The organism is Brachyspira alvinipulli ATCC 51933 (genome assembly GCF_000518245.1).
GTDB lineage: Bacteria > Spirochaetota > Brachyspiria > Brachyspirales > Brachyspiraceae > Brachyspira > Brachyspira alvinipulli.
Map to the genome: position 1 here is coordinate 217,042 of NZ_JADF01000008.1, position 26,645 is coordinate 243,686.

23 protein-coding genes and 1 tRNA gene are annotated in these 26,645 nt (G+C 28.4%); 9 read left to right on the top strand and 15 right to left on the bottom strand.

Features of this window, described 5'->3' with window-relative positions; genetic code table 11:
• The first annotated feature begins 21 nt into the window (after positions 1–21).
• Positions 22–873 carry a prephenate dehydrogenase gene (locus T324_RS0100845; protein ID WP_028328547.1) on the top strand — a complete coding sequence of 284 codons (852 nt, stop codon included), beginning with the start codon at positions 22–24 and terminating at the stop codon, positions 871–873.
• Between the two features lie 312 nt (positions 874–1,185).
• Positions 1,186–3,138: a ribonuclease R family protein gene (locus T324_RS0100850; RefSeq protein ID WP_028328548.1), complete on the top strand. Its 1,953-nt coding sequence runs from the start codon at positions 1,186–1,188 to the stop codon at positions 3,136–3,138.
• Positions 3,139–3,209: 71 nt separating this feature from the next.
• On the opposite strand, the gene T324_RS0100855 is transcribed toward T324_RS0100850, so the two are convergent.
• From T324_RS0100855 to T324_RS0100895, 9 genes are all read right to left on the bottom strand, one after another.
• A complete protein-coding gene (locus T324_RS0100855) occupies positions 3,210–5,312 on the bottom strand; it encodes a 6-bladed beta-propeller (protein ID WP_028328549.1) in 2,103 nt (700 codons plus the stop codon).
• A gap of 38 nt (positions 5,313–5,350) precedes the next feature.
• Positions 5,351–5,423, bottom strand: a tRNA-Thr gene (locus T324_RS0100860).
• Positions 5,424–5,495: 72 nt separating this feature from the next.
• Positions 5,496–6,212 carry a lytic transglycosylase domain-containing protein gene (locus T324_RS0100865; protein WP_028328550.1) on the bottom strand — a complete coding sequence of 239 codons (717 nt, stop codon included), beginning with the start codon at positions 6,210–6,212 and terminating at the stop codon, positions 5,496–5,498.
• Between the two features lie 26 nt (positions 6,213–6,238).
• Positions 6,239–6,691 carry a flagellar FliJ family protein gene (locus T324_RS0100870; RefSeq protein ID WP_028328551.1) on the bottom strand — a complete coding sequence of 151 codons (453 nt, stop codon included), beginning with the start codon at positions 6,689–6,691 and terminating at the stop codon, positions 6,239–6,241.
• 30 nt (positions 6,692–6,721) lie between these two features.
• The gene (locus T324_RS0100875) at positions 6,722–8,179 is read right to left on the bottom strand and encodes a FliI/YscN family ATPase (protein ID WP_028328552.1); all 1,458 of its coding nucleotides are present in this window, start codon (positions 8,177–8,179) and stop codon (positions 6,722–6,724) included.
• An 18-nt stretch (positions 8,180–8,197) separates the two neighbouring features.
• The gene (fliH, locus tag T324_RS0100880) at positions 8,198–9,100 is read right to left on the bottom strand and encodes a flagellar assembly protein FliH (protein ID WP_028328553.1); all 903 of its coding nucleotides are present in this window, start codon (positions 9,098–9,100) and stop codon (positions 8,198–8,200) included.
• Positions 9,101–9,142: 42 nt separating this feature from the next.
• The gene (gene fliG, locus T324_RS0100885) at positions 9,143–10,174 is read right to left on the bottom strand and encodes a flagellar motor switch protein FliG (protein ID WP_028328554.1); all 1,032 of its coding nucleotides are present in this window, start codon (positions 10,172–10,174) and stop codon (positions 9,143–9,145) included.
• A 41-nt stretch (positions 10,175–10,215) separates the two neighbouring features.
• Positions 10,216–11,919: a flagellar basal-body MS-ring/collar protein FliF gene (gene fliF / locus T324_RS0100890; protein ID WP_028328555.1), complete on the bottom strand. Its 1,704-nt coding sequence runs from the start codon at positions 11,917–11,919 to the stop codon at positions 10,216–10,218.
• A gap of 231 nt (positions 11,920–12,150) precedes the next feature.
• A complete protein-coding gene (locus T324_RS0100895; RefSeq protein ID WP_028328556.1) occupies positions 12,151–12,630 on the bottom strand; it encodes a CinA family protein in 480 nt (159 codons plus the stop codon).
• A gap of 271 nt (positions 12,631–12,901) precedes the next feature.
• On the opposite strand from T324_RS0100895, the gene T324_RS0100900 reads away from it, so the two are divergent.
• Positions 12,902–13,564, top strand: coding sequence for a tetratricopeptide repeat protein (locus T324_RS0100900; protein ID WP_028328557.1), 663 nt, complete (start codon positions 12,902–12,904; stop codon positions 13,562–13,564).
• Positions 13,565–13,756: 192 nt separating this feature from the next.
• The gene (locus T324_RS0100905) at positions 13,757–14,734 is read left to right on the top strand and encodes a tRNA dihydrouridine synthase (protein ID WP_028328558.1); all 978 of its coding nucleotides are present in this window, start codon (positions 13,757–13,759) and stop codon (positions 14,732–14,734) included.
• A 54-nt stretch (positions 14,735–14,788) separates the two neighbouring features.
• Here the strand turns inward: T324_RS0100905 and nagE are convergent, their stop codons facing one another.
• Positions 14,789–16,255: an N-acetylglucosamine-specific PTS transporter subunit IIBC gene (nagE, locus tag T324_RS0100910; protein WP_028328559.1), complete on the bottom strand. Its 1,467-nt coding sequence runs from the start codon at positions 16,253–16,255 to the stop codon at positions 14,789–14,791.
• Positions 16,256–16,605: 350 nt separating this feature from the next.
• On the opposite strand from nagE, the gene T324_RS0100915 reads away from it, so the two are divergent.
• The gene (locus tag T324_RS0100915) at positions 16,606–17,070 is read left to right on the top strand and encodes a PTS sugar transporter subunit IIA (protein ID WP_028328560.1); all 465 of its coding nucleotides are present in this window, start codon (positions 16,606–16,608) and stop codon (positions 17,068–17,070) included.
• 54 nt (positions 17,071–17,124) lie between these two features.
• Here T324_RS0100915 and T324_RS0100920 read toward each other — a convergent pair whose 3' ends face one another.
• The 3 genes from T324_RS0100920 to T324_RS0100930 form a co-directional block, all read right to left on the bottom strand.
• A complete protein-coding gene (locus T324_RS0100920; RefSeq protein ID WP_028328561.1) occupies positions 17,125–18,468 on the bottom strand; it encodes a sigma-54-dependent transcriptional regulator in 1,344 nt (447 codons plus the stop codon).
• 3 nt (positions 18,469–18,471) lie between these two features.
• Positions 18,472–19,653 carry a two-component system sensor histidine kinase NtrB gene (locus tag T324_RS0100925; RefSeq protein ID WP_028328562.1) on the bottom strand — a complete coding sequence of 394 codons (1,182 nt, stop codon included), beginning with the start codon at positions 19,651–19,653 and terminating at the stop codon, positions 18,472–18,474.
• Between the two features lie 79 nt (positions 19,654–19,732).
• Positions 19,733–20,908 (bottom strand): MFS transporter, encoded by a 1,176-nt coding sequence (locus T324_RS0100930; RefSeq protein ID WP_028328563.1) that lies wholly within the window; start codon positions 20,906–20,908, stop codon positions 19,733–19,735.
• A gap of 167 nt (positions 20,909–21,075) precedes the next feature.
• Between T324_RS0100930 and T324_RS0100935 the strand changes: the two genes are divergently transcribed.
• From T324_RS0100935 to T324_RS0100945, 3 genes are all read left to right on the top strand, one after another.
• Positions 21,076–21,756 (top strand): cytidylyltransferase domain-containing protein, encoded by a 681-nt coding sequence (locus tag T324_RS0100935; protein WP_028328564.1) that lies wholly within the window; start codon positions 21,076–21,078, stop codon positions 21,754–21,756.
• The gene (locus T324_RS0100940; protein WP_028328565.1) at positions 21,746–22,120 is read left to right on the top strand and encodes a GIY-YIG nuclease family protein; all 375 of its coding nucleotides are present in this window, start codon (positions 21,746–21,748) and stop codon (positions 22,118–22,120) included. Before T324_RS0100935 ends, T324_RS0100940 begins: the two co-directional genes overlap by 11 nt.
• A gap of 195 nt (positions 22,121–22,315) precedes the next feature.
• Positions 22,316–24,253: a methyl-accepting chemotaxis protein gene (locus T324_RS0100945; protein WP_028328566.1), complete on the top strand. Its 1,938-nt coding sequence runs from the start codon at positions 22,316–22,318 to the stop codon at positions 24,251–24,253.
• Between the two features lie 10 nt (positions 24,254–24,263).
• Here T324_RS0100945 and tsaD read toward each other — a convergent pair whose 3' ends face one another.
• Positions 24,264–25,277, bottom strand: coding sequence for a tRNA (adenosine(37)-N6)-threonylcarbamoyltransferase complex transferase subunit TsaD (gene tsaD / locus T324_RS0100950; RefSeq protein WP_028328567.1), 1,014 nt, complete (start codon positions 25,275–25,277; stop codon positions 24,264–24,266).
• A 121-nt stretch (positions 25,278–25,398) separates the two neighbouring features.
• Between tsaD and T324_RS0100955 the strand changes: the two genes are divergently transcribed.
• A complete protein-coding gene (locus T324_RS0100955; protein WP_028328568.1) occupies positions 25,399–26,274 on the top strand; it encodes an SAVED domain-containing protein in 876 nt (291 codons plus the stop codon).
• Positions 26,275–26,323: 49 nt separating this feature from the next.
• Here T324_RS0100955 and T324_RS0100960 read toward each other — a convergent pair whose 3' ends face one another.
• The gene (locus T324_RS0100960) at positions 26,324–26,626 is read right to left on the bottom strand and encodes a PTS sugar transporter subunit IIB (RefSeq protein WP_028328569.1); all 303 of its coding nucleotides are present in this window, start codon (positions 26,624–26,626) and stop codon (positions 26,324–26,326) included.
• Positions 26,627–26,645: the final 19 nt, after the last annotated feature.

Below are 26,645 nucleotides of genomic sequence, written 5' to 3' on the forward strand. Positions count from 1 at the left end.
ATTTATTTATAAGGAAAAAGCATGTCAAATATAACTGTTATAGGAATGGGATTAATGGGAGGTTCTTTAATCAAAGCATTAAAAGCGAGCGGTAAAAATTATAATGTATGGGCTATAGATACAAATAAAGAAAATATAGATTGTGCATTAAAAGATAATTATATTGTAAAAGGAGAATATAACTATAATAATATAGAAGATGCTCTAAAATGGTCTGATATTATTATGATATGCACTTTGCCGTCTATAGCATTAGATATAATAAATAAATATAAAAGTTTAATTGATAATAATAAAATACTTTCTGATTTCTGCGGAGTAAAAACTGATATTTTTAATAATACAAAAGATAAAAAATATGTAGGACTTCATACAATGGCTGGAAAAGAAAAAGGAGGATATTTAAACTCCTCTGAAAACTTATTTAAAAATTCAAATGCCATTATAACACATAATGAAAATGCAAATGAAAATGATATAAAAATAATAGAAAATTTAGCAAAAGATATAGGCTGTTATAAAGTAATAGTTTCAACAGCTAAAAAGCATGATGAAATGATAGCTTTTACTAGTCAGCTTATGCATATAGTTGCATGCTCAATAGTAAATCATAAAAGTTTTTTAGAATCTTTAGGTTATGAAGGAAATAGTTTGGGAGATCATACAAGAGTTGGTACAATAGATGCTAATATGTGGAGTGAATTATTCATGTTTAATAGTGAGTATTTGTCTGATTCTCTTGGTAAATATATACAATGTTTAAATGACTTTAAAGATGCTTTAGACAGCAAAGACAGAGAAGCATTAAAAAGTTTAATGCTCAATTCAAATAATGTAAAAAATGAATGGTTAAATAGAAAAAATGTTAAATAATTATAATTATATATTGACATATATTAAAAATATGTTAGAATACACTAACAAAGGTTAAGAAACCTGAACAAATTGTCAATTCTTTGTATCTCTGGGTACAATATATTTTATAACCTTCATTTAATTAAACTGTGTATCCCCCCATTTTGGGGGGCTAATAAATAAATGCTTTCTTAAAATAAAAAACCATTTACAAATTAACTTGTAAAATAAAGTAATTTGACATTATAAATAATATTGCTATAATAAAATTACTATTTATAATAAATAAAATTTTATTTTTTAATACTGTATTAAGGTTAACTTAAAATTATGAAAATATTAAAATTATTGAAGAGAATAGATAAAGCAAAAGAATTGGATATATCTGTATATAAAAGAGAATATATAGAAACTAAAAAGGATAAGCTTCGTTTTGAAAAAATGCTTCAAAAGGCAGTTTATATGGGACTGGTAATGAAGAAATCTAATACTTTAAAACTCACTAATGAAGGAAAAATATATTTAGATAGAGAATTAAAACAAATAAAAGAAAAAGATATATCAAAAGAAGCAAAAGGAAAATCGAAAGATAAAAAAAGTGATAAAGGCGGTAAAAAAACAAGCATACCAAAACCAGAAATAAAAATAGATATTAATAATGCAAAGAAAGATGCTGAGATAATAGCAAAAGCCTATAATGTACCAATAGAATTCCCAAAAAAATGTTTGGAAGAAGCTAAACTACTTCCTAACAGCATGGAAAATGTAGAATTAGAATTCGACAGAATAGATTTAAGAGATATAAGAACTGTAACAATAGATGGAGCAGATTCAAAAGATTTTGACGATGCTATAAGTATAGAAAAATTAAATGATGGTTATAAATTAGGCATTCATATTGCTGATGTCAGTCATTTTGTAGTTATGGGAAGTGCTTTAGACAGAGAGGCTAGAAAGAGAGGAAACAGTGTTTATTTAATTGATACTGTTTATCCTATGTTTCCGCATGAGCTTTCAAATGGGATATGTTCTTTAAATGAAGGTGTAAGCAGATTTACAATGACGGTATTTGTAACTATAGACAATAAAGGAAATGTAAAAGAAAGTACTTTTCATAAAAGCGTTATAAAATCAAGCAGAAGATTAACTTATGATTATGCTCAGGATGTTTTAGACGGCATAGAAGAAGATGAAGATTGGCTTGTAGAATTATTGAAAAATGCTGATGATGTAAAAAAAATACTTCTTCAAAAAAGAATAGATAATGGAAGTATAGAGTTTAATCTTAATGAAACACAGATAATATTGGATAAAGGCGGAAATCCTAAAGACTTTTTCATTGGCGAGAGAAAAGAAACCCATAAAATAATAGAAGAATTAATGCTTATTGCTAACTGTGAAGTAGCTAAGAGATTAAAAAATATAAAAGGTTCTATATACAGAGTACATGACAGTCCAGATCAGGAAAAACTCGATACATTCACAAGAATAGCATTTAACAGAGGCTACAGAGTTACAAGAGATGCAGACGGTAATTTGGATTTTCATTCATTTATAGAATCTATAATGGGGAAGCCCGACGAAAAATTACTTCTTACCCTACTCTTACGTTCTATGAAGCAAGCTATATACGATGTTAATAATATAGGTCACTTCGGATTAGGTTTTGAATATTATACTCATTTTACTTCGCCTATAAGAAGATATACAGACTTACTTACTCATAAACTTTTAAAACAGTCATTAGAAAGAATAAATAATTTAAAACCTACTATGCAGCAATTTTATACAAATTCAGCTCAATGGTGTTCAAGAACAGAAAGGATAGCAGTTGAATGCGAGAGAAGTTTGGATAAAGTAAAAGCTGCTAGATTTATGAAAGACAAAGTAGGAAATGAATATAATGGAATAGTAAGTGGTGTCACAAATTTTGGAATATTCGTTGAAATAGAAGACAGAGGAATAGAAGGCTTAATAAGATATGCCACTTTAAAATCACATTATCGTTATGATGAAAACGAACAGGCAGCATACAGTGAGGAAGATGGTAAATGGTACACATTAGGCGACAGAATAAGAATAGTAGTTTATAAAGTTGATGTAAAAGAATTGTTCATTGACTTCATACCAGCAAGCGAATTTGATAATAGTTTTGATGACAGGGATATAATAGACAGCAGAGATTTTTTAAAGAAAAAGAAAAAAGATTCAAAAAAATCTAAATCATCTAAAAGTAAAAATAAAGAAAAGAAAAAATCAAAGAAATCCAAAAAAAGAAAATGATATTCAATTAACAATAAAAAAGGCTTCTCATACTATTATGAAAAGCCTTTTTATTTTATTATAAACTTTTATTATGGTATCACATAACCTGATTCTTCTTCTCCATACATGTATCTGTATTGAACTCTTATATTCAATGCTCTAAACTGACCTGATTGAGATATATTTCTAAAACTATTATAATATATGAAATATCTTCCAAAATCAATATTCTTCATTTTGTTAAGTTCTCCTGTATAATCTATAGATAGATCAGCATTTATAGTATACCCATAAGTATTCTGAGTCATCAAATCCAAGAAGTAATTAGACTTATTAGTACCAATATATACTTGATTCAATGATACAGCATTATTTTTAGCAAAACTTGCAATATCTCCAAAATTCATCATATCAAATACTCTGTCATCTGGACTGCTTACAGTAAAATGTATAATAGCAGTTTTCTTAAAGCTATTTCCAGAAAGCCTTATAGCCTCATAATAAGCATCATCTAAAGCAGATATACCGCCTGTAAAATGGAAGGCATTGGCATTTTCAAGTATTCTTAAATTCCTAGCATCATAATTATCAGCTTTATAAACTTGATCATTATAATGCATAACAAGAACTTCATCATTATTAGTTAAACTTCTAGTAAAGTTGCTAATCTCTTCTTTAATTCTTGATTCATAAGGTCTTGCAGCCTCGCTATCTTCTATTAAATATATAAATCTATATTCATGAAGCTCAGGAGCATCATATAATCCAACTTTCAAATCAACTGTTCCATTTTCTTTAACATAGAAATTCTCAGCTGTTAATCCTACTACAGGATTAGTAAGTCTATCTCTAACAGTAACAGAAGCTACAACAACAGGGAATTTATTTAAATATTCTCTGTCTACAAATACATCTAAGTTAGCATAATACTCTTCTTTTCTTGTATAAACATCTACTCTTCCAGACATGAAATCTGTAAGATATATAGCCCCATTAGGTCCTTCAGATACAGAAGTAGGTGTTACTGTGTATCTTTCAGAGTTATTAAACAGTGTGAAATTTTTAGAATTTATATCATAATAAAAAACTTTATTTCCATCTGCTATATATAAATTTCCATCAGAAGAAAATGAAAGTCCTCTAGGTTCATTAAACATTTCATGTTTTATAGTTTCTATATAATTTCCGCTTAAATCAAATTTCTGTATTCTTTTGTTACCCATATCAGCAACATATATATTTTCATTATTAACTACAATGCCAGCAGGTGCAAAAAATTCTCCCTCATTCTCTCCAAGTCTTCCAAAATTATATAAAAAATTACCATCAATATCAAATACAACCACTCTATTATTTCCAGTATCAGAAACATATAAATTACCATCATTATCAACTACAACAGAAGAAGGTCCAAGAATCTGACCATTACTAACTCCAGATACACCTATATTAGTAATATAATTACCATTAGAGTCATATTTAAATATTTTATCTTTTTTAGTATTTGCTATATAAATATTTCCATTTTTATCAATAGTGAAGCCTCTAGGATTTTCAAGTTTTTCATAAGGATAAACTCTTGCTACAAACTGCAAAGCTTTTCTCCACCAGCTTCTCTGAGGAGTTTCTAATCTTTTACCATAAGAAATTTTGCTAATCAAATTACCATTTATATCAAATTTCTTTAAAGAAGAGTCGCTGTAATCCAATACATACAAACTTCCATCAGGCATAACCTCTACCTGTATAGGCTGATTTATATTTTTTAGAAAATTAGCATTTGTAGAAAACGCTTTTAAATAAATAAAATTGCTAAGTACTTCATCTTTAGTTTCTGTTATATTAGCAGAATCATATTTATTAATTTTAGAAAGTACAATAGGATCCTCATAACCCATTCTAGCAATATTAAGCCATTCATTAACAGCTAAAGACATATAACCAGCTTTATATAAAGATTTGCTGTACCAATATCTTATAAACTTATCAGTAGGATTTGTATTAAGAGAGTTTCTAAAACTAGCTATAGCAGCATCATAACGTTCTTGATTATAATAGTGCACCCCTCTTAATAACTCTCTGTATGAGTCATAAGTTTCTGTGTTTACATAATACGGAGTTTTATCGAAAGTGTATGAAAGCGATACGGTCATTAAAAATGATACCATAATCGCTAGAAGTTTTATTCTCATAAATCCTCTTTATAAAATATGATATTTTTTGCGAACAAAGCCCACTATCGGGATTGAACCGATGACCCTCACCTTACCATGGTGATGCTCTACCTGCTGAGCTAAGTGGGCAATTTGCAAAATATTATAAAATTACAGAATAAAAAAGTCAAGCAAACATATAAAGATTTTATTATGTTAACTTTATTTTATATATCCTATAATGTTTTTAACGTAATTTTTTGTCTCTTCAATATTTGGAATTCTTTGAAGTCTATCAACCAAAGCAGGTCCTGCATTATAAGCTGATAATGACAAATCAAGTCTTCCATCATATCTATTAAGCATTTGAGATAAATATCTGCTTCCAGCCATAATATTAGTATATGGATCTTTTAACATTTCTTCATCTGTTATGCCTAATCCTACACCAGTTTGAGGCATTATCTGCATCAAACCAACCGCACCTTTATGACTAACAGCATCAGGTGCATAATTTGATTCCTGTTTTATAACAGCTTTAATCAAATTTTCTGGTAAAGAATATTTCTCTGCTGCTTCTTTTATTATATCATCATACTTAGTAGGGAAATTGGCAACAGAAGCCTTTTTATATGCACTAAGAGCTTTAGCAAAATTGTTTGTAGAATCATCATATACTCCAAATGAAATTTTACCGTTAAACCCTTCAGCATCTATAACTTTACCATTATTTAATTTTTTATTAGTATCATTAATAATAGAACCATCCGCATTAAGGTTATCAACTTTGTTATTTTCACTGCTTGCCATAGCCTCATTTAAATGTTCAGCAAAAGGCTTTACAGGAAGCTTAGTATTTAAAGGAGCAAATCCTAACTTACCAAAACTATCTTGAATCTCTCCTATTCTAACTTGTATTTTTTGTATAGATTCTATCATAAATAATATCCTCTTTTTATACTAAATTAATATTCATAAGCATCACTGGAGACATATTCTTTCTTCCATTCATCCAGTTTAGCCTGTTCTTCTTTATTCATCATTTTCTTATATTCTAACAATTTCTTCTCTTTTAATAATTCAACTGCCCTTCTCTGTCTTGAAGCCTCCTGCAAAATTTCCTGTCTCTTTCTAAGCTCTATACTAATTTCTGCCATATTATCTTCATGTATAGATATTTGACAATTAAGGGCATTTATATATTCTCCTAAATATATACTCATTGAAAGCATTTCATCGTTATTCTCTATGCTATCAACATATTTAATACCATCATCTATTTTTAATAAGCAGCTATCTTTACCATCACGCTCTTTATTATATTCCGCCGAAACTTCAGCCACTTCAGCCTGCCTTTTTTTTTCTATATTTTTTCTAAGTTTATATAAAGGCTCCAAATTAAAATTAAATCTCTTCATAAAAAATAAATCCAACAAAAATCAAATTATCTACAATATAACAACATCATTACCCGCATATTCTACATTGTCGGAAATATCTTTTCTATCATCTGCTTTTTTTACATCTCCGCTGTTTACTAAATCCTCTTCTATCTCCTCCTGAGAATAGAACATAGATAAAAGAGCTTCTTTACTGTCAGCAAAACTTGAGACCTCATAAACATCTTGCTGCAAATATCTATCCATCATAGGTTTATAATCAATAGCTCTATCAACATCAGGCATGCTTCCTTTAGCATAACCTCCTATCATTATAAGTTCTTTAGCCTCATTATAATCAGCACTCATTTTTAAAAACTTTATGGCTGCTTTTTTATGCATACTAGAAACTACTTCACTCATAATTCTAGATATACTTTTATTAACATCAATAGCAGGGAAATGTCCTCTATTAGCTAAATCTCTAGATAAAACTATATGTCCATCTAATATACCTCTTACAGTATCTGTAATAGGTTCATCCAAATCATCCCCCTCAACCAATACATTATAAAATGCTGTAATAGTTCCTTTTGTTGATGTACCTGTTCTTTCTAAAAGTTTAGCAAGTTCGGAAAATACGCTAGGAGTATAACCTCTTGTAGTAGGAGGCTCACCTCTTGAAAGCCCTATCTCCCTTTGAGCTAAAGCAAAACGTGTTACAGAGTCAACCATAAACATAACATTTTTGCCTTTATCTCTAAAATATTCAGCTATAGTAGTAGCAGTATAAGCAGCACGAACTCTCAAAAGCGGCGCATCATCACTTGTAGCAACTACTATTATACTTCTTTTTAATCCTTCTTCTCCAAGGTCTCTTTCTATAAAATCCCTTACCTCTCTTCTTCTCTCACCAATTAATGCTATAACGTTAACATCAGCATTAGTATTTCTTGCTATCATAGATAAAAGTGTAGACTTACCAACACCTGTACCACTCATTATAGCCATACGCTGACCTTGTCCAACTGTTAAAAGCCCATCAATGGCTCTTACACCAGTTTGTATATGTTTTTTTATTCTAGGCCTATTCATAGGATTTACAGAGGAATGCGAAACCGGTATTGGTGTTTCATAAAAATTATGTCCTCCACCTGCTAAAGGCTTACCTCTTGCATCAAGTACTGTTCCTAATATTTCATCACAGCACATAACTGATAAAGGCTTATCAAAAGAATACACCATGTTTCCGAAAGTTATACCATTTACTGGTCCGTAAGTAGCTAAAAGTATATCCTGATTTCTAAAACCTATAGCCTCCGCATCAACATAAGAATTATCATTCATGTATATACGGCACATATCTCCAAGTTTACAGAAAGGTCCTTCACTAATTACTAATGATCCTATAACCTCTTTAACTTTCCCATAAGATTTTAACAAAGCAATATCATCTACAACTTTTCTGTATTTATCAAATGTTTTTTTTACTTCTTTATTAAAATCTACATTTTCTTCTTTTATCATAAACCAACCCTATCAATATTAAAAACCTTTTATAGGTTCTACTTCTTTAATTGCAGTTTCTATTTCATTCAATTGAGTATTTATTCTAGCATCAATATCGCCGAAATCAGTTTCTATCATACATCCGCCAACATCAACATTAGGGTCTTCCAATACTGTTACACCTTCAATTTTATCAAGCATTTGATAGAATTCATCTTTGTGTCTAGCAGAAACTTCCAAATCATCAATATTAACTCTTATAGTGATTTTTGTTCTGCCTTTGATTCTCCTCAAAGCCTCTTGAATATTTCTTATAACTATACCTTTATCTCTTTCTGTAAGCATTTTTACAACACGCTTAGCTATAAGTACAGCTACTTCAATCACTTGAGCTTCTGCCGCATCTATTATTTCATTTCTCTTATTAATAGTTTCAGCAAGTATTTTTTTCATTTTTTCTGTTAATTTAATCAAATCATTATTGCTGTCAGAAAAAGATTTTTCAAAACCTTCATCATATCCTTTTGCATAACCTTCTTTATAAGCAGCATCTTTTATAGATTCAGATTCACTTTGTATTTTTTCTTTCTCTGCATTAGCATCCTGTATTATTCTTGAAGCATCAACTTTAGCCTGCTCAGAAATAACATGTGCCTCATTTTGTTTTGATTTAAATATTTCAAAAGCCTGTGTTTTAGCATCTTCAATAATTCTCTCAGCTTCATCAACAGCCTTTCTTCTCATGTCTCTTAAATCATCTTCCCATTGAGCTCTAAGTCCGGCAATCTCTGCCTCAATTTCCTCAATAGAAGGACCTCTATATTCTTCCTGTGCCTCTTCATAATCTAATTCTTCCTGAGATTTATGATGAGGTACAGCAATATTTACTTTTTGAGTAAGTTCTACAATACTTTTGGATTTAAAAACCTTTTCCGGCATATTAAAACTCCTAATTAATAATCAAAACATATATAATTAACATCAAACAACCATTTCGTCTTCGCCAGCACGAGCAACAACGATATCACCTTGTTCTTCAAGTTTACGTATGATATTAACGATTTTTTGCTGAGCTTCTTCAACATCTTTAAGACGAACAGGTCCCATAAAGTCCATATCCTCTTTAAGCAATGCAGCAGCACGTTTGGACATGTTTCTATAAACTTTATCCTGAGCATCTGTATCAACACTCTTAAGTGCTTTAGCCAAATCACTTGAATCAACCTCACGAAGTACTTTCTGTATAGCTCTGTCATCAAGCAATACAATATCTTCGAATACAAACATACGTTTCTTGATCTCTTCTGCAAGTTCCGGATCGTCTTCCTCCAAACTTTCGATAATACTTTTCTCAGTAGATCTATCAACACTGTTAATGATTTCTACTATAGAATCGATACCACCGGCTGAAGTAAAGTCTTCACTGGCAAGAGTAGAAAGTTTTCTTTCAAGTACCCTTTCAACCTCTCTTAAAACCTCTGGAGAAGTTCTGTCCATTATAGCAATACGTTTAGCTACATCAGGCTGAATCTCTGTAGGCAAAGCTCCCAATATGCTAGCTGCTTTTTGAGCTTCCAAATACGCCAAAATAAGTGCTATAGTCTGAGGGTGTTCACCTTGTATGAAGTTCAATAAGTGAGCTGGGTCTGTACGGCGTATAAAATCAAAAGGTCTAACCTGTAATGAAGATGTTAATCTATTGATTATATCGCTTGCCTTCTGACTACCCACAGATCTTTCAAGTAAGTCTCTAGCATAATCTATACCACCTTGAGTTATAAAATCCTGAGCTATCATCATCTCTTGGAATTCTCTAAATACAGCATCCTTATCCGCTGCTTCTATGTTTTCAAGTCTAGCAATATCAAATGTAATCTGCTCTATTTCCTCTTCCCTCAAGTGTTTAAATATCTCACTTGATGTTTCCATACCAAGTGATACTAGAAATATAGCAACTTTTTGACGTCCGCTTAAAACACGTTGCTTTTTATCTTTTTCTTTCTCTGCAGGCATAATTTTTCTCCTAATATTTTATTTTATAACTCAATTTATTTTTAACTCTTATCATCAGCCATCCAAGTACGAAGCAACTGAGCTACATCTTCAGGTCTTTCATGGCTTACACGTATAACTTCATCCATAAGTTTCTTACGTGCTGCATCTTCTAAACTCATCTCGCTTATAGGCTCTTCATTAGCATTCATCATAGCCTGTCTGCGCATTTCCATTTGTTTACGTTCAAGCTCTTCTTCTCTAAGTCTGCGTCTTCTAGCAAGCTCTTTCTGTATAGCTCTTATTGCTAATGCCAATACAAATAATATGAGTAAAGAAATCATTGTTATTATTAATGTTTTCTTTATAAATCTATCACGCATAAGTTTAGCATCTTCAGCATTGAATCTATCCCAATGGTCAAACTGAATATGTGTTACACTTACTTGGTCTCCTCTTTTCAAATCATAACCAATAGCTGCTTGTACTAAAGCTGTAACATTATTTATTTCTTCTGTTGTTACTGGATGATACTCTCTTACATAACTATTTCCATTAGTAATTACAGGATCTCCATTAACATCATAAACCTTTGTCCATCTTCCATCTAAAGCAACTGCTGCAGATATTTTTCCTATTTGATAACTTCCTTTCTTAATAGCTTCATATCTTTTACTCAATTCATAATTGTCTTGAGAATCAGTTTTTGTATAAGTCTGCCATCTGTCACTTTTATCTTTATATCCAGGAGGTACATTTTCTTCTGCTCCAGCAGCACCTTGAGGTATAAATTGCTGTCCTTTCCAGTCTTCTGTTACTGTACGGCTTGAAACCTGAACTTTATTAGTAAACTGACTGTCATCATAAGGTGTTGTAGGATCATCTTCTTTTAATATTATTGGAAGAACTAAATTATTTGTTACACTAACTTCGTCCCATATAAGTTCTAATGCTATTGTTGTTTCTACTCTGTTAGTATATATTCTTCCTAATGTTTGTCTTATTTTATTTTCTATCTTTTTTCTTTCTCTATCAACTATTTTTAACTCTTCCTGAGCTACTTTTAATTTTAAATTAGCAGCTTCATCTGTAAAATCAGTTAATACATATCCTGTACTATCTGTAATTGTTACAAACTCAGGCTTTAATTTATCAACACCCATAGCTATTAACTGCTGTAATCCTCTAACAGTTTTTGGGTCTCTTAAAATTTCTTCTTTAAAAGGCTGAGCTCTAATAACTACTGAAGCTGTAACAGGTGAATCTATATCTGTTAAATATTCCTTTTTAGGAAAGGCTAAATCTACTGTAGCTTCCTGAACAAAATCTAATTTAGTTAAAAGCTGTGTAATAGCTTTAGTTAATGATCTTCTTTTGTTAATATCAAGTTCAACATCTGTTATACCTATACGAGGAGCATCAAATAATTCCCATCCATCAACTCCTGTAGGCATTCTTCCCTCTTTTACTAACTCTAACTCTGCTTTTGCTTTGTCATTTTGATTATTAAGAGTGATAAAACCATTTCTGTACTGATATTTTATGTTATTAGCATCTAAAACAGCTATAACATTTCTAGCATCCTCTTGAGTCAAAGCATTTTGAAATAATAGAGTACCTGTTCTTCTTGATGTTAGCATTATTGTAGCTACTATTGCACCAAGCCCTATTACTAAAACACCAATCAAAATTGCTTTTTGCAATGTTGTTGTTTTAGAAAAAATATTTTTTATTTGACTTGTCAATTTATTTATAAAGTCCTGCATTAGAATACCACCTAATAAAAGTTATCTTTAGAATTTATCGGTTATAGTTATGTTTACTTTATAAAAAAATTATGTTTATATAAAGGTTACATAATTAATTTATCTTTTTTATGAATATTAGTTTACATAATTATTTTTGTCAAGAAGTAAACATAATATTTTCGATATTATTAATTGACTTTTTAGATTTTTTTATTAAATTCAATATTTTTAAGCACTTGTTAGTAAACGCTAACATTTTTTTATGAAATTTAGAACTAAATCCAAAGCGAAGCATACACTTTTTTCTCTAACTTCATCTCTGTTTCCTGTGAAGACATTTTTATATGCTTTTATATATCCATCTGCTGCTAAACATATCCAAACCAAACCTACAGGCTTATCTTCAGTGCCTCCGGAAGGTCCTGCAATACCGCTTATTGATATAGAAATATCACTATTCATTATTTTTCTGCTGTTTTCAGCCATCTCAAGTACACACTCTTCACTTACCGCTCCATACTTTTCTAATGTATTTTCGCTGACATTTATCATCTTATGCTTTATTTCATTAGAGTAAGTTACAAAAGAACCTTCAAAACATTCTGATGAACCACTGACTGATATAATAGAGGCTGCAAATAATCCTCCAGTACATGATTCTGCTGATGTTATTTTAAGTCCTCTTTTTATCAAAAGTTCAACTACTTCTTTAGATTTTTCATAATTCATATAAATATCCTAAACATTGACTTTAATACAGTATCAAATTAATTTAAATTTAATCCTTAATTTCAATTCTAGCATTATATTAATATATAGTATACATATTTTTAAATAGTTCAAGTAAAAAATAACAAATTATATAGCTTAAAAAATTAATTATATTTCTTTATAAAGAATTATAATACGTTTTATACTACAAAATTAGTTGACAATAAAAAAAATTATGTTAAAAATATGCACAATTTTTATATTATTTATTTTAACTTAATTAACAATTATGAATGAAATTGAAGAATTAATAAAAGAAATAGAAAACTCAAAAAATGATAATGCTGTATGCACTAAATCTTTAAAAGAAATTACAAAAATATTTAAAAATGCTGATTTGAAAGAAAATGATACTGATAATTTTCTAAAATTATGCACAATTACAGTTGATAAACTTTTTTATTTACAGCGTTATAATGATATTATATACATCAAAGAAAATATTTTTAATATAAAAGATAAATTTACTAATATCAATGATATTTTATTTCTATATCCATCAGCTATAAGCAATTTAATGCTTGGTTTTAATACTAAAGCCATAAAAGAATTAGAAGAATTAATAAACAATTATGATATAGAAAGTGTTCGGATTCCGCCATTACAAAATTTTTTAGCAGAGGCTTATTTAAGAGATAAAAAATTTGAAAAGGCAGCAGAAACTTATGAGAAATTCATACATATAATCGAAACTAATGCTATGATGTGGAATGATTATGGATATGCATTAGAATGTCTTGGAAAAATAGAAGAAGCTAAAAATGCTTACTCAAAATCTTTAGAATTAGATCCTAAATTCATATTTGCAAAAAATAATTTAAAAAAATTAATCAAAGAAAATATATTAAGCAAAATACAAAAATTATTTAATAAAAATAAACAAAACAGTTAATTATTTTCATATATAAGAGTTTCCCTCAAAACTTGTGTTATCGAACTTGTTTCAGAACTACTTGGCAAAATTAGCTGTATAATTCTAAACATAATTTTAAATTTGTTAATTTAGTTTGTAGGAAGTATATTATGTTATTGAAGTTTTTTATTAATTATTATATCATATCGGACAAATTAACGGGAAGGAAATATGAATAGAAATATAATAATAGAGGGTGTAAATATACCTTCAAGATTCTTTTTAGCTCCAATGGCAGGATACACTGACTATGTATTTAGAAGATTATCAAGAAGATTTGGCGCAGGACTTCTTATAACAGAATTGGTAAGTGCTGCTGCTTTAGCTAGAATGGTGAAAAAAACATACAGATACATGGAGCATAAAGATGATGAATACCCCGTATCGCTTCAATTATTCGGAGCAAATGAAGATGATTATAAAAAAGCAATAGAAATAACAGATTTAACTGGTTTTTCATTTATAGATATTAATATGGGATGTCCTACCAAAAAAGTAGTAAAAAATAATGGAGGAGCTGGATTGTTATCTGATACTGATAAAATGGTATCTATATTAAAAGCTGTAAAAAGCGTTTCAAAACTTCCTGTAAGTGTAAAAATAAGACTTGGGCTTAAAAGAGGAGAAGGCGGTGAAATAGAAAGAGCATTAGCATTAAAAGAAAATGGGGCTTGCTTTCTTACTTTGCATGGAAGATATGCAAGCGATTTATACAGAGGAACTGCAGATTGGGAAGCTATAGCAAAAGTTAAAGAGGCATTAGGTAAAGATTATATATTAATAGGAAATGGAGATATAAAAAATAAAGAAAACGCTGTAAAAGCTTTTGAAACATCAAATGTAGATGGAATAATGGTAGGAAGAGGTGCTATTGGAAATCCTTGGATATTTAGAGAACTTAATACAATATTTGATGATAACAATAACTATGACAATAAAATTAATGAAAATGACAATTTAATAAATATCATAAAAGAACATGTAAATGGATGCTGTGAACTTTATGGAGAAGTAAGCGGAATACATTTTATGCGTAAATTTATTATGAAATACCTAACAGGCTATAGAATGGAAAACAAAATAGAACTTATGAAATGTGAAAGTAAAGAAGAATTATTTAGAATATTGGATAATATAATAAAAAACTAAATATAAAAAGGCCTGCAATAAATACTGCAAGCCTTTAATTATTAATCAATTATACTATTCTTTTTTTACTAACTTTTTAAATTCATCAGCCAAGAATTGAACATCTGTACCAACTATAACCTGAACAGAAGTTTTACCAGGTTTTAATACACCAGGGAAACTTTTCTTTATTTCTGCATCATTAATTATAGTATTATCTTTAACTTCTAATCTTAATCTAGTAGCACAGTTATCTATATCAACTATATTTTCAATTCCTCCCAATAAAGGAAGTAAAAGTATAGCTTTATCAGCATAAGATTTATTAGAAGCACCTACAGATACTTCTCCATCATCTGTATCATCTTCTTCTCTTCCAGGTGTTTTAAGATTGAATTTTCTAATAGCAAAGTCGAATATAACAAAATACAAAGCAAAAAATACTATACCTTGTAAAATAAGCATATACCAATGAGTAGCTAATGGGTTTTTAGTAGATAAAAGCAAATCAATAAAACCAGCAGAGAATCCGAAACCAGCCATCCATTTGAAGCTTGCAGATATTATCAAAGATATACAAGTTAATAAAGCGTGTATCAAATATAGTACAGGAGCTACAAACATAAATGAAAACTCTATTGGTTCAGTAACACCAGTAAAGAAACTAGCAAAAGCAGCTGCAAGCATTATAGATTTAATTTTGTTTTTATTTTCAGGTTTAGCATTTTTAATGAAGGCTAAACAAGCACCAACAAGTCCAAACATCATTATAGGGAAGAAACCTGCTTGATACATACCAGTAACACCCACTGTAGCTGTACCTGCATCTATAGAAGCCTGACCGCCTAAGAAATTAGGTATATCATTAATACCAGCAACGTCAAACCAGAATACAGAGTTAAGAGCATGGTGCAAACCAACAGGAATTAAAAGTCTGTTAAAGAATCCGTATATACCAGCACCTATAGGGCCAAGACTTATAATAGCTTCACCAAATGATACCAAACCGCCATAAATTGCAGGCCAAATAACCATTAATACAAAAGAAACTACCATCATTACAACAGATGTAATTATTGGTACAAATCTTCTTCCGCTAAAGAATGCTAAAAATTCTGGTAATTTTATCTCAGCAAATTTATTATATAAACCGCCAGCTATAACACCACAAAGTATTCCTATAAATTGGTTATTAATTTTAGCAAAACCAGCAGGTACTTGATCAACAGGCTTACTCTGTATCATAGCAACTGTAGCAGGAGCTAAAAGAGTTGTAACCACAAGAAAAGCAACTAAACCAGCTAAAGCAGCAGCACCATTTCTATCTTTAGACATACCGAAAGCAACACCAATAGCAAAAAGTATAGGCATATTATCTATAATGGATCCGCCTGCCTTAATGAAGAAAGCTGCAACTGGACTTCCACCGCCCCAACCATTAGGGTCTATCCAATAACCAATACCCAAAAGAATAGCTGCTGCAGGTAATACAGCAACTGGAACCATTAAGGATTTACCTATTCTTTGTAGATAATTAAACATATATCCTCCATAAAAATTCTAAAAAAATTTTCTTTCTATAATATAAGTATATTACTTATTTTTTTATAATCAAGTATTATACGATTTATAAAAAATATTTTTTATATTTTTGTGACATAAAGATTAAATTATATTATATTTTTGATATAAAATTAACAACTTTTAATTATTAAACAATTTAATATATATAATTAAGTATTATATGTAGTACAAATGTTTTTTTATGCATACAAAATTTTATTTACAAATATAAAAAATAAACATAATTAATTAAATTTTTAACATACAAAGTTATTTACTTTATAAATCTTTATGTTAAAATCATAAAACAAAGAATATTGGAGGCATATATGGGTTTATTCTCTAAAAAAGTAGAAATAAAAAGTCCGATAAATGGAAAATTAGTAGATGTTACAGAAGTAAAAGATGAAGCTTTTTCAAGCAAAGCATTAGGAGATGGAATGGCTATTATTCCAAGTGATGGAAAAATTTACTCTCCTGTAGACGGTGAAGTTGTTACAATGGTAGATACTAATCATGCAATAGGTTTATCATCTAAAGGTATAGAAATACTTATACACATAGGTATGGATACTGTAAAATTAGAAGGTAAACATTTCAAAGCTCATGTTAAGGAAGGAGATAAAGTAAAAATAGGTACTTTATTAATAGAATTTGATAAAGAGGGTGTAGAAAAAGAATATGATATTACTTCTCCAATAATAATACCTAATTTTTCTGAATTAAAATCATTAGATAAAACAGAACCTAGAACTGTATCTGTAGGCGATGTTATAATGACTGCTACAAAATAAATTTTATAAATAAAAAAGAGGGGCTAAAATCCCTCTTTTTTAATAATTAAATAATTAATCTTTAATATCTTCTTTTAATTTCCTGTAAAGAGTGGCTCTTTCTATACCTAGTATTTTAGCCACCTGCGCTTTATTAAAATTATTTCGGCTAAGTAAATGATTTATATACATCCTTTCAAGTTCTTCTAAAGTAACATTTCCATCTACTACAAAATTATCCTCATTGTTATTTTTCAATGCCCAATCCGGTATATTATTTTCATCAATCTTTCCGTCTTTACTGAGAACAACCATAGTTTCAATAGTATTTCTCAATTCTCTTACGTTTCCTTCCCATTGAAGAGATGATAATATTTTGTACACTTTTTTATCAACAGAAGTTATTTCTATAGAATGCACCTTTGAAAATTCTTTTATAAAATTATCTATTAAAAGAGGTATATCCTCTCTTCTTTCTCTAAGAGGAGGCATTTCTATCTTTATAACGTTAAGTCTGTAATATAAATCTTCTCTAAACTTACCCTCTTTAATTTCTTCTGATAATTTTTTATTTGTAGCAGCAATAACTCGTATATCAACATCTATAGGAGTATTGGAACCTACCCTTTCAATTACCCTCTCTTCAAGCACCCTTAAAAGTTTAACCTGAACAGCCTGATTAATTTCTCCTATTTCATCCAAAAATATAGTACCTTTATTGGCAGCCTCAAATCTTCCTATCTTTTTATCAATAGCCCCTGTAAAAGATCCTTTTTCATGTCCGAATAATTCACTTTCAAGCACCCCTTCAGAAAGTGCAGCACAGTTTACAGTTATGTAAGGCTGTTTTGCTCTATCTGATATTTGATGAATAGCACTTGCAACTAATTCCTTACCTGTTCCGCTTTCTCCTTCTATCAATACAGTAGCTTTAGTTCTAGCTACCTGTTTTATAGCCTCATATACCTTCAATATCTTAGGACTATGGCCTATCATTCCATAAAAACTTTCATGATAATCTACACGTTTTTCTAAAGTTTCATTAGTTTTTTTAATATTCTTACTTTCTAATGCTCTAGCTATTATTAAAAGCATTTTATCAAGATTAAAAGGCTTTGTCATAAAATCATAAGCTCCAAGCCTCATCATCTCAACCGCTGTTTCTACATTACCATGACCAGTTAAAACTATTACAGGTATATGTTTATCAAATTCTAAAATCTCTTTTAAAAATTCCTCACCTGTTTTTTCAGGCATTTTTAAATCTGTTATAACTAAATCAATCCCGCCTTTATAAACAGTTTCTATACCTTTTTCTCCATTTTCTGCAGTTACTACCTCGTAACCCTCGAACTCCAATGACTTTTTAATTCCGTCTCTTATATTTTTCTCATCATCTATTACTAATATCTTAGGCATAATTTATAAATCCGTTTCTAAAAATTTTTGATTTTCCTGCTGCAATGGGAGTTTTATTATAAACTCGCTTCCTTTGCCGTATTCACTTTCTATTGAAACATTACCATTATGAGCTTCTATTATACGCACTACATTTGTAAGACCTAATCCTGTACCATGTCTTTTTGTAGTAAAATATGGTTCAAATATTTTATTTAAAGTTTCATCATTCATTCCAATACCAGTATCTTTTATGCTTATAACAGCATAATTATCCATAGTCTTTAACTTTATATAAATCTCTTTCTTCTTATCATCTGCATTATCTGTCATAGCATCTATTGCATTTTGTATTATATTAATTAATGACTGCTTTATGTATTTAGCATCCAATTTTAATATTAAATTATCTTTATCAAATTTTATATCTATATTAATATTGTTTTGTTCTATCTCATATTTTAAAAATGACACTGTAGACAAAATTAACTCATTGATATTAACATCTTCAATATCCAATTCCAATTTACGTACTGAAAATAAAAATGAATTAATAGTTTCTTCCAATCTGCCTATTTCTTCTTTTATTATATCAGAATATTCTTTAAAATCCTTATAGCATTGACAATCATTATCCATATTCTTTTTTATTATCTTTTCTATAAGCTGAACATATATTGAAATAGATCCAAGCGGATTTTTTATTTCATGTGCCACTCCGGCAGCCAATGTAGTAAGGGAAGCTAATTGTTCTGCTCTTTTTAGTTTTTGAGTACTTTCATAAGTTTTTGTTATATCAAATGCTTTTATAAGAGTTCCTATTATTCTTCCGCTATCACCTATTGGCAGTATAGTTATCTGCAATATTCTTTCATTATAATTATCTTTTAATAATTTTGTTTCTGAATCATTTATACTTATAAATTCTAATATGCTTTTACCTATATCATTATTATGCATATATTTTGAAAGCAATTTACCTTCTGAATTTCTAGGTATTGAAAATAAAAAACAAGCCTTTTTATTAATTTCTTGTATTATACCTTTATTATCTATTGCAATTATACCCTCTTCAAGATTTTCTATAATCATATTTTGAGAATATAAAAGTGTTGTAAGCCTTTTAAATACTTTTTTCTTTTCTATGTCAGAAACTTTATCGAAATTCTGCAAAATTTTATCAAAAAACTGATTAGTCCTATTCATTCAATAAAGTATAATAAAAATACAAAAAACTTCAATAGCAAAAAATTACAACACTTTTAATCTAATGAACTATTAACTATTAAGCTAAAACATTTTTATCAACATTGGTTTTACTCATTGCTAATCTTATTATTACAGATATAAATGTTAATATCAAAAACATTATTCCGCATAATGTGATATTTTTTATTCCTATATTTGAAATAAATAATCCTCCTACAGAAGTACCAATAGTAATACCTAAATTACCAAATGATATAAAAAGACCATTTGAAAATTCAGGAGCTTGAGGAAGAGCAGATGTAATCCAATACTGTTGTATGTTATTACCCATTCCATACACCATTCCCCATATAAATGCAATAGCAAACATTATATAAAATATTTCTCCTGTTATAAACACTAAAATATATATTGCTATAAATATAAAAGGATAAATAGTCACAAATTTTAATGCATTTTTGGCCAAAAATTTACCTGCTAAAAAATTACCTATTATGCTTGATATTCCAAACAAAAATAATATTATACTAGAATATCTGCCGGTAATATTTGATATAGTTCTAATATATTGAGCAAAATAACTATAAACAGATGCCATAGATGCTGCAACCAAAGCTACAGTTGATAATGACACCCAAGTAATAGGAAGTTTTAATACAGCAAGCTGTGAACCATAAGAAAGTTTTTTAGTTACAGGCATTGAAGGAACTAAAAATAATATACTAATAAATGATATTATATTTAAAGAAGCCGCAAACAGCATTGAAGCTCTATAAGAATACATTTCAGCAATAAAATTCGAAGCAGGCGTTCCTATTACTATACCAGCAGAACATCCCATCATTATTATAGCAACTACTTTTGGTATATCTTTTTCCTCAACTGTTTCTGAAGCAATAGTAAATGACATTGAACAGTAAATAGGATGGAAAATAGCTGGTATTATTCTAAATATCAAAAGTATATTAAAACTATTAGTAAATGCTGATACTATATTACTTATTATAAATACTGCAATTACTATTAACATAGATATTTTTTTATTAATACCAGAAAATAGCAAGGGCATTATTATACCAGATATAGCTATAGTAAATGCAAAAGCACTGACTAATATGCCTGCTTTATCTATTGTTATATTAAATGTATCAGAAATTATAGGAAGTACCCCTACTATTCCTATTTCTGTATTCAATATTGCAAATATAGCAAATGCCAATACTAATACTAAAAGATTATTACTTTTTTTCATAAGAAATATTCTCCTTAAAGATTTTTAAGGAATTATATCATTTGAGTTAACTCCAATATCAATATGTAATTTTTAAAATATTTTAAAAAAGTAATTTTTTGCAAATTGACAATACTAATTATTCTATTATAATAAAAAAACTTTTAATTAAAAATATAGGTATTATGATGAAAAAAATAGTTATTATATTAGCATCAAGAATAGGTTCAACCAGACTTCCAGAGAAAGCATTAAAACCTATGGCAGACTGCGGAAGCATGCTTGAACTTATTATAAAAAGATTAAGAAGCTCAAAAAAAGCAGATGATGTAATTGTAGCCACAGAAAAAAAATCATTAAATGCTTTTAAAAACATATTTGATAATCTTAAATGCAATTATTTTGTGGGAAGTGAAGATGATGTATTAGACAGATATACAAAAGCAGCTTCTAAATTCAATGCCGATATTGTTGTACGTGCTACAGGGGATAATCCATTAGTAAGCATAAAAGCATTGGATATGATTATAGATTATCATATAGAAAAAAATGCTGATTTAAGCCATTATGATTTACTTCCTTACGGCAGCGGAGTTGAGGTTATAAATTATGATGTTTTGAAATATGCTAATGATAATTCTAATGATAATTTTGAACATGAACATATTACTCAGTACCATTATAGAAATCCAGATAAGTTTAAAATAGAAAATCCTAAAGTAAATAATGATTTTGCTATGCCTGAACTAAGAACAACAGTTGATACCATAGAAGATTACAATAATGTATGCTCTATATTTAAAAAATACAATAATGATATATATATAGATGTTGATACTATAATAAGTGATATAAGAAATGGCAGATAATAAAAGTAAATATTATATTTATATAATACTTTGTGAAGATAATTCTTATTATACAGGAATTACTAATAATTTAATTAATAGATTTAATAAGCATAAAAAAGGAAAAGGTGCTAATTACACAAAATTTCGTAAACCTTTGAAATTTTTATCTGCTTGGGAAGTCGATAATGTTAATATTGCTCTCAGTATTGAACATTATATAAAAAGTAATAATAAAAAAACAAAAATGCTATTTGTAGAAAATAACAGACTTCTTAAAACTTACTATGTAAAAGAGATGAAAAATAAAAAAAACTACAAAGATAAAATAAAAGTAAGAAGCATAAGTAAAAAATATATAAATATAATAAATAATAATCTTTAAATATACAAAATTTTCTAAATTTATAATTATTAAGTATAGATATACCAACATAAAATGTTTACATTTTTAATTTTTATGATATTATTTAATAGTTAGGGGTTTCTGTGCAGATATAGTATCGTGATGATCATTAGTATATGATACATTTTTATTGCCATAAATATTATCATTAAAATAAATTTAATGGAGTCTTATATGTTTAAAAAAGTAAGTTTGAAATTTCAAATTACAATTGCAATATTACTTCCTATTATATTAATTGTAGTTATATCTAACTTATTTATACAATTGTATACTAGTAAAATAAGTAAAGATTTATCTTATAAAATATTAGAAGAAAGCTCTTTTAAAGAAGCTGATGGTATAAAATATAATATACAAAAACATTTATATAATGTAATGGGATTAAAGGTAAATATAGAGAATCTTTATAATTCAGGTATAAAAGACAGAGAAATTTATAAACAAGTAACATCTGTATTTTTTGATAATCTCCCAAAATCTATAAATGGACTTTCAGTAGCTTTTGAACCTAATATTATTGATGATGATGCTAATTACATTAATTCAGATAATTATAAATCAGCCAATGGAAGATTTAATTATTATATATCAAGAAATGGAGAATCATATTTATCTATAGATACTTTTAATGTTGATTATTATACAGAACCTAAAAGAACAGGTGAAGTATATGTATCAGGCATGTACAACTCAACCGTTAATAATGATACTATACTGTTTACTTTATGTATTCCAATTAAACCTGATAATAAATTTATAGGTGTTATATATGTTGATATTTTCGCAGACTCTATCACTTCTTTATTAAACGATAATAAATTATTTGAAGGCACAACAATTGAATTATATGATCAACATGGAAATGTAGTATATGATAGTTATAATGTAAAAAATATTTCAAAAAACATTTATGAAGCATATCCTCATTATAAACAATACAATGTTTTTGAAAATATGCAGTCAGGTAAATTTTTAATAATGGAAGTTTATGGAGAAGTAGCTAAAATGGATTATACTTACGCTTTTTCTTCTATAGAAATAGTTAAAGGTGTACATTGGGGATTAGCTATCTCAACTCCTAAAAATGAAATATTAAGAGATACCAATATTATGAGAAATGTATTAATCATCATATTAATTGTAATTATAGTATTGCTTTGCTTACTCATTCCATTTATTATAAGCGGTAAGGTATCTAATATAATAAGTGATTTATCAAAAGATATTGTTGCTTTATCAGACGGAGATTTAACTAGAGAAATACCTGCCAATTTTAATAATAGAAAAGACGAATGGGGTGATATTGCTAGAGGCTGGGATAAAGCAATGAATAATTTTAATAAAGTAATTAATACTGTTAAAAATTCAGCAGAACAAGTTTCTACAGCAGCAAATGAAGTTCTTATTGGAAATAATGATTTATCTCAAAGAACAGAATCACAAGCATCTAGTTTAGAGGAAACAGCAGCATCCATGAATCAAATGGCTAGTGCTATAAAAGAATCAGCAGAAAATGTAGCTACAAGTACTGTTATGGTTGCAGAAGCTAAAGAATATTTAAATAAAGCAGGTGATATAGTAGAAGATAGTGTAAGTAAAATGGATGCTGTTTATGATGCTAGTAATAAAATTATGGATATCACCAAATTGATAGAAAATATAGCTTTTCAAACTAATATATTAGCTTTAAATGCTTCAGTAGAAGCAGCACGTGCTGGAGATCAAGGAAGAGGATTTGCTGTTGTAGCTAGCGAAGTAAGAAACTTAGCTCAAAATACTCAAGAATCTGTAAAAAATATTACATCATTAATAACTGATAGCAATGAAAAAATTAATTTAGCAGCTAAAAGTGTAAAAGAGTCTAAAGAAATATTTATTGAAATATCAGATAAAATGGATAATGCTTCTAATTTAATGGAAAAGATAAATATAGCAGCTCAGGAGCAGGAAAAAGGAATTGAACAGATTAATACTGCCATTAATAATATGGATGCTTCCGTACAGAAGAATGCTTCTTTAGTATCAGAAGCTACTGCAGCATCAGAATCATTACTAAATGAAGCTAATGAATTGATTAAATCTATAGAGTATTTTAAATTGAAAAATTAATTTTTATAATTTACTTTTTCTTATTATACTTTTTGTTTAGAACTCTTGAAGCACAATCTAAACTGTAATCAGCAAAATCTTGTTTATCTTTCATATAATAAGCAAGACCTCCAACCATAGCAGCATTATCTGTGGTATATTTTAATGCAGGCAAATAGCATTCAAAATCTGTAGAATTTCCAAATCTTTCACGTAAATAACTATTACATGCTACTCCGCCTGAAAGTGTAACTCTTTTTATTCCTGTTTTCTCAACATATTTTAAAGTCTTTATATATAATGGTTCTATAGCACTTATTTGAAATGCTGCTGCTATATTTTCATTTGTAGCTTCATACCCATTTTTTAAATATTTTTTTGTTGAATATACACATGCAGTTTTAAGTCCGCTGTATGAAAAATTAAATTCATCCATTCCATTTAAAAGCACAATAGGATACTTTATAGCATCTTTATCCCCTTCTTTTGCCATTTTATCTATTATAGGTCCGCCAGGATATCCTAAATTTAAAAACTTTGCTACCTTATCATAAGCCTCACCTACAGCATCATCTAATGTAGTACCTACAACTTTATATTCTCCATGATCATAAACTTCAGTTATTATAGTATGCCCTCCTGATACAACCAATGCTATATATGGAAACTCTATTTTATTTGTAAGATGAGGTGAATATATATGTGCTGCTATATGATCCAATGCTATTAATGGCTTATTTAATGAAAATGCCAAAGATTTTGCTGCACATACACCTACAAGCAATGAACCTAAAAGTCCTGGTCTATTAGTTACAGCAAATAAATCTATATCATTAAATGTAAGATTAGAATCATTTAATGCCTTATCTATTACATAAATAATAGCCTCTAAATGCTTTCTTGCTGCTATTTCCGGTACCACTCCTTGAAAATCTTTATGAGCATCTATTGATGAACTCAATACTGATGATAAAACATTATCTCCATTCTCTACTATTGCAACTGATGTATCATCGCATGAAGTATCTATAGCTAATATTTTCATTATTTTCTCCAGTTATAATTTATTATATTAAATAAACATTAAAATTATTACGAAAATGTTTATACAAATATATATTTTTTTAAGATATTTGTAAATAGTTTAAAGAGAGATTAAATAATATATGCTGGATAATAATAAGATATTTGACTATATTAGTGAGAATGATAATATAAAGAGAATAAAAATATCTCATTCTATAAGAGGTGTATCTCAAAGTTTTGGAGAACTTCCAGAAATGGATTTAGAAATAGACCTTGATAAAGAATATAAAGACTATAAAAATGAAAAAGACAATGAATTAGATAATGTTATAAAAAAACTAAATAATATATTATTATCAAAATTAAAAGAAAAAAATATTACCACAAAAGATAATATAGTATTATACGCAATAGCCCCTAACAGCATATTAGTATCCATTGCTTATATATTGGAAAAACATCAGTACCATTTCAATTTTCTTCCTAAACCTAAAGATTCTGCATCTTGGGGATTCAAAGATATTGAAATAGATGAACCTGAATTAAAAAGTTTTATAGATAGTAAATCGAATGTTTTAAGAATAGATAATATAAATCAGCCTATAGGAATAATACTTTCCGGAAAATCCAATATAGATAATATAGAGCAAGTTTATAAAGATGATAAAAATTTAATAATAAATAAAGGATTTGATTATTCTTACAGCAATATAATAACTATAACTCATCAATTAATATTAGAAGAACATTCTCATAAAAGTTTGCTTAATAAACATTGTTATTATTTATTCACAAAAAAAATAGATGAAATATTTGAAGATATTTTAAAATACAAAAAATTAAAAGAAGTTCATATACTAAGTTCAATACCAGCAAATGGACTTTTATATCTTGGAAAGAAGATAGCAAGTTATGAATATGATCATTTAAATTTTTATATTTATAATTACAGTAAAGATAATGACAGATATGAACTTGGTACTATATTAAATACCAATTTATTAGAAGGATGTTAATAACAGGCTAAATATATGGCAGCCTGTTATTAAATCATTTTTTAATTTATTACTTGCTTTTTAATTCTTCTAGATATCCAGAAGATTCAAGTTTTTGTTTGAACTCTTCTTCAGAAAGAATATTTTTTATACCTATAACTTTTATTCCTTTTTTATCTGCATATTTAAAATTATCAACAAAAGTTACAGGACAGAAAATTAAATCATAATCTTCTGTTTCACCTATACTTAAATCGGAATGATCTATTTTTAAATTTTCTATTCCTAATTTTATTAAAGCCATTTGAGCTTTTTCTTGCATCATTAAACTAGTACCTGTTCCATTGGCACAAACAATTAATACTTTCAACATTATTATTACTCCCATTTAA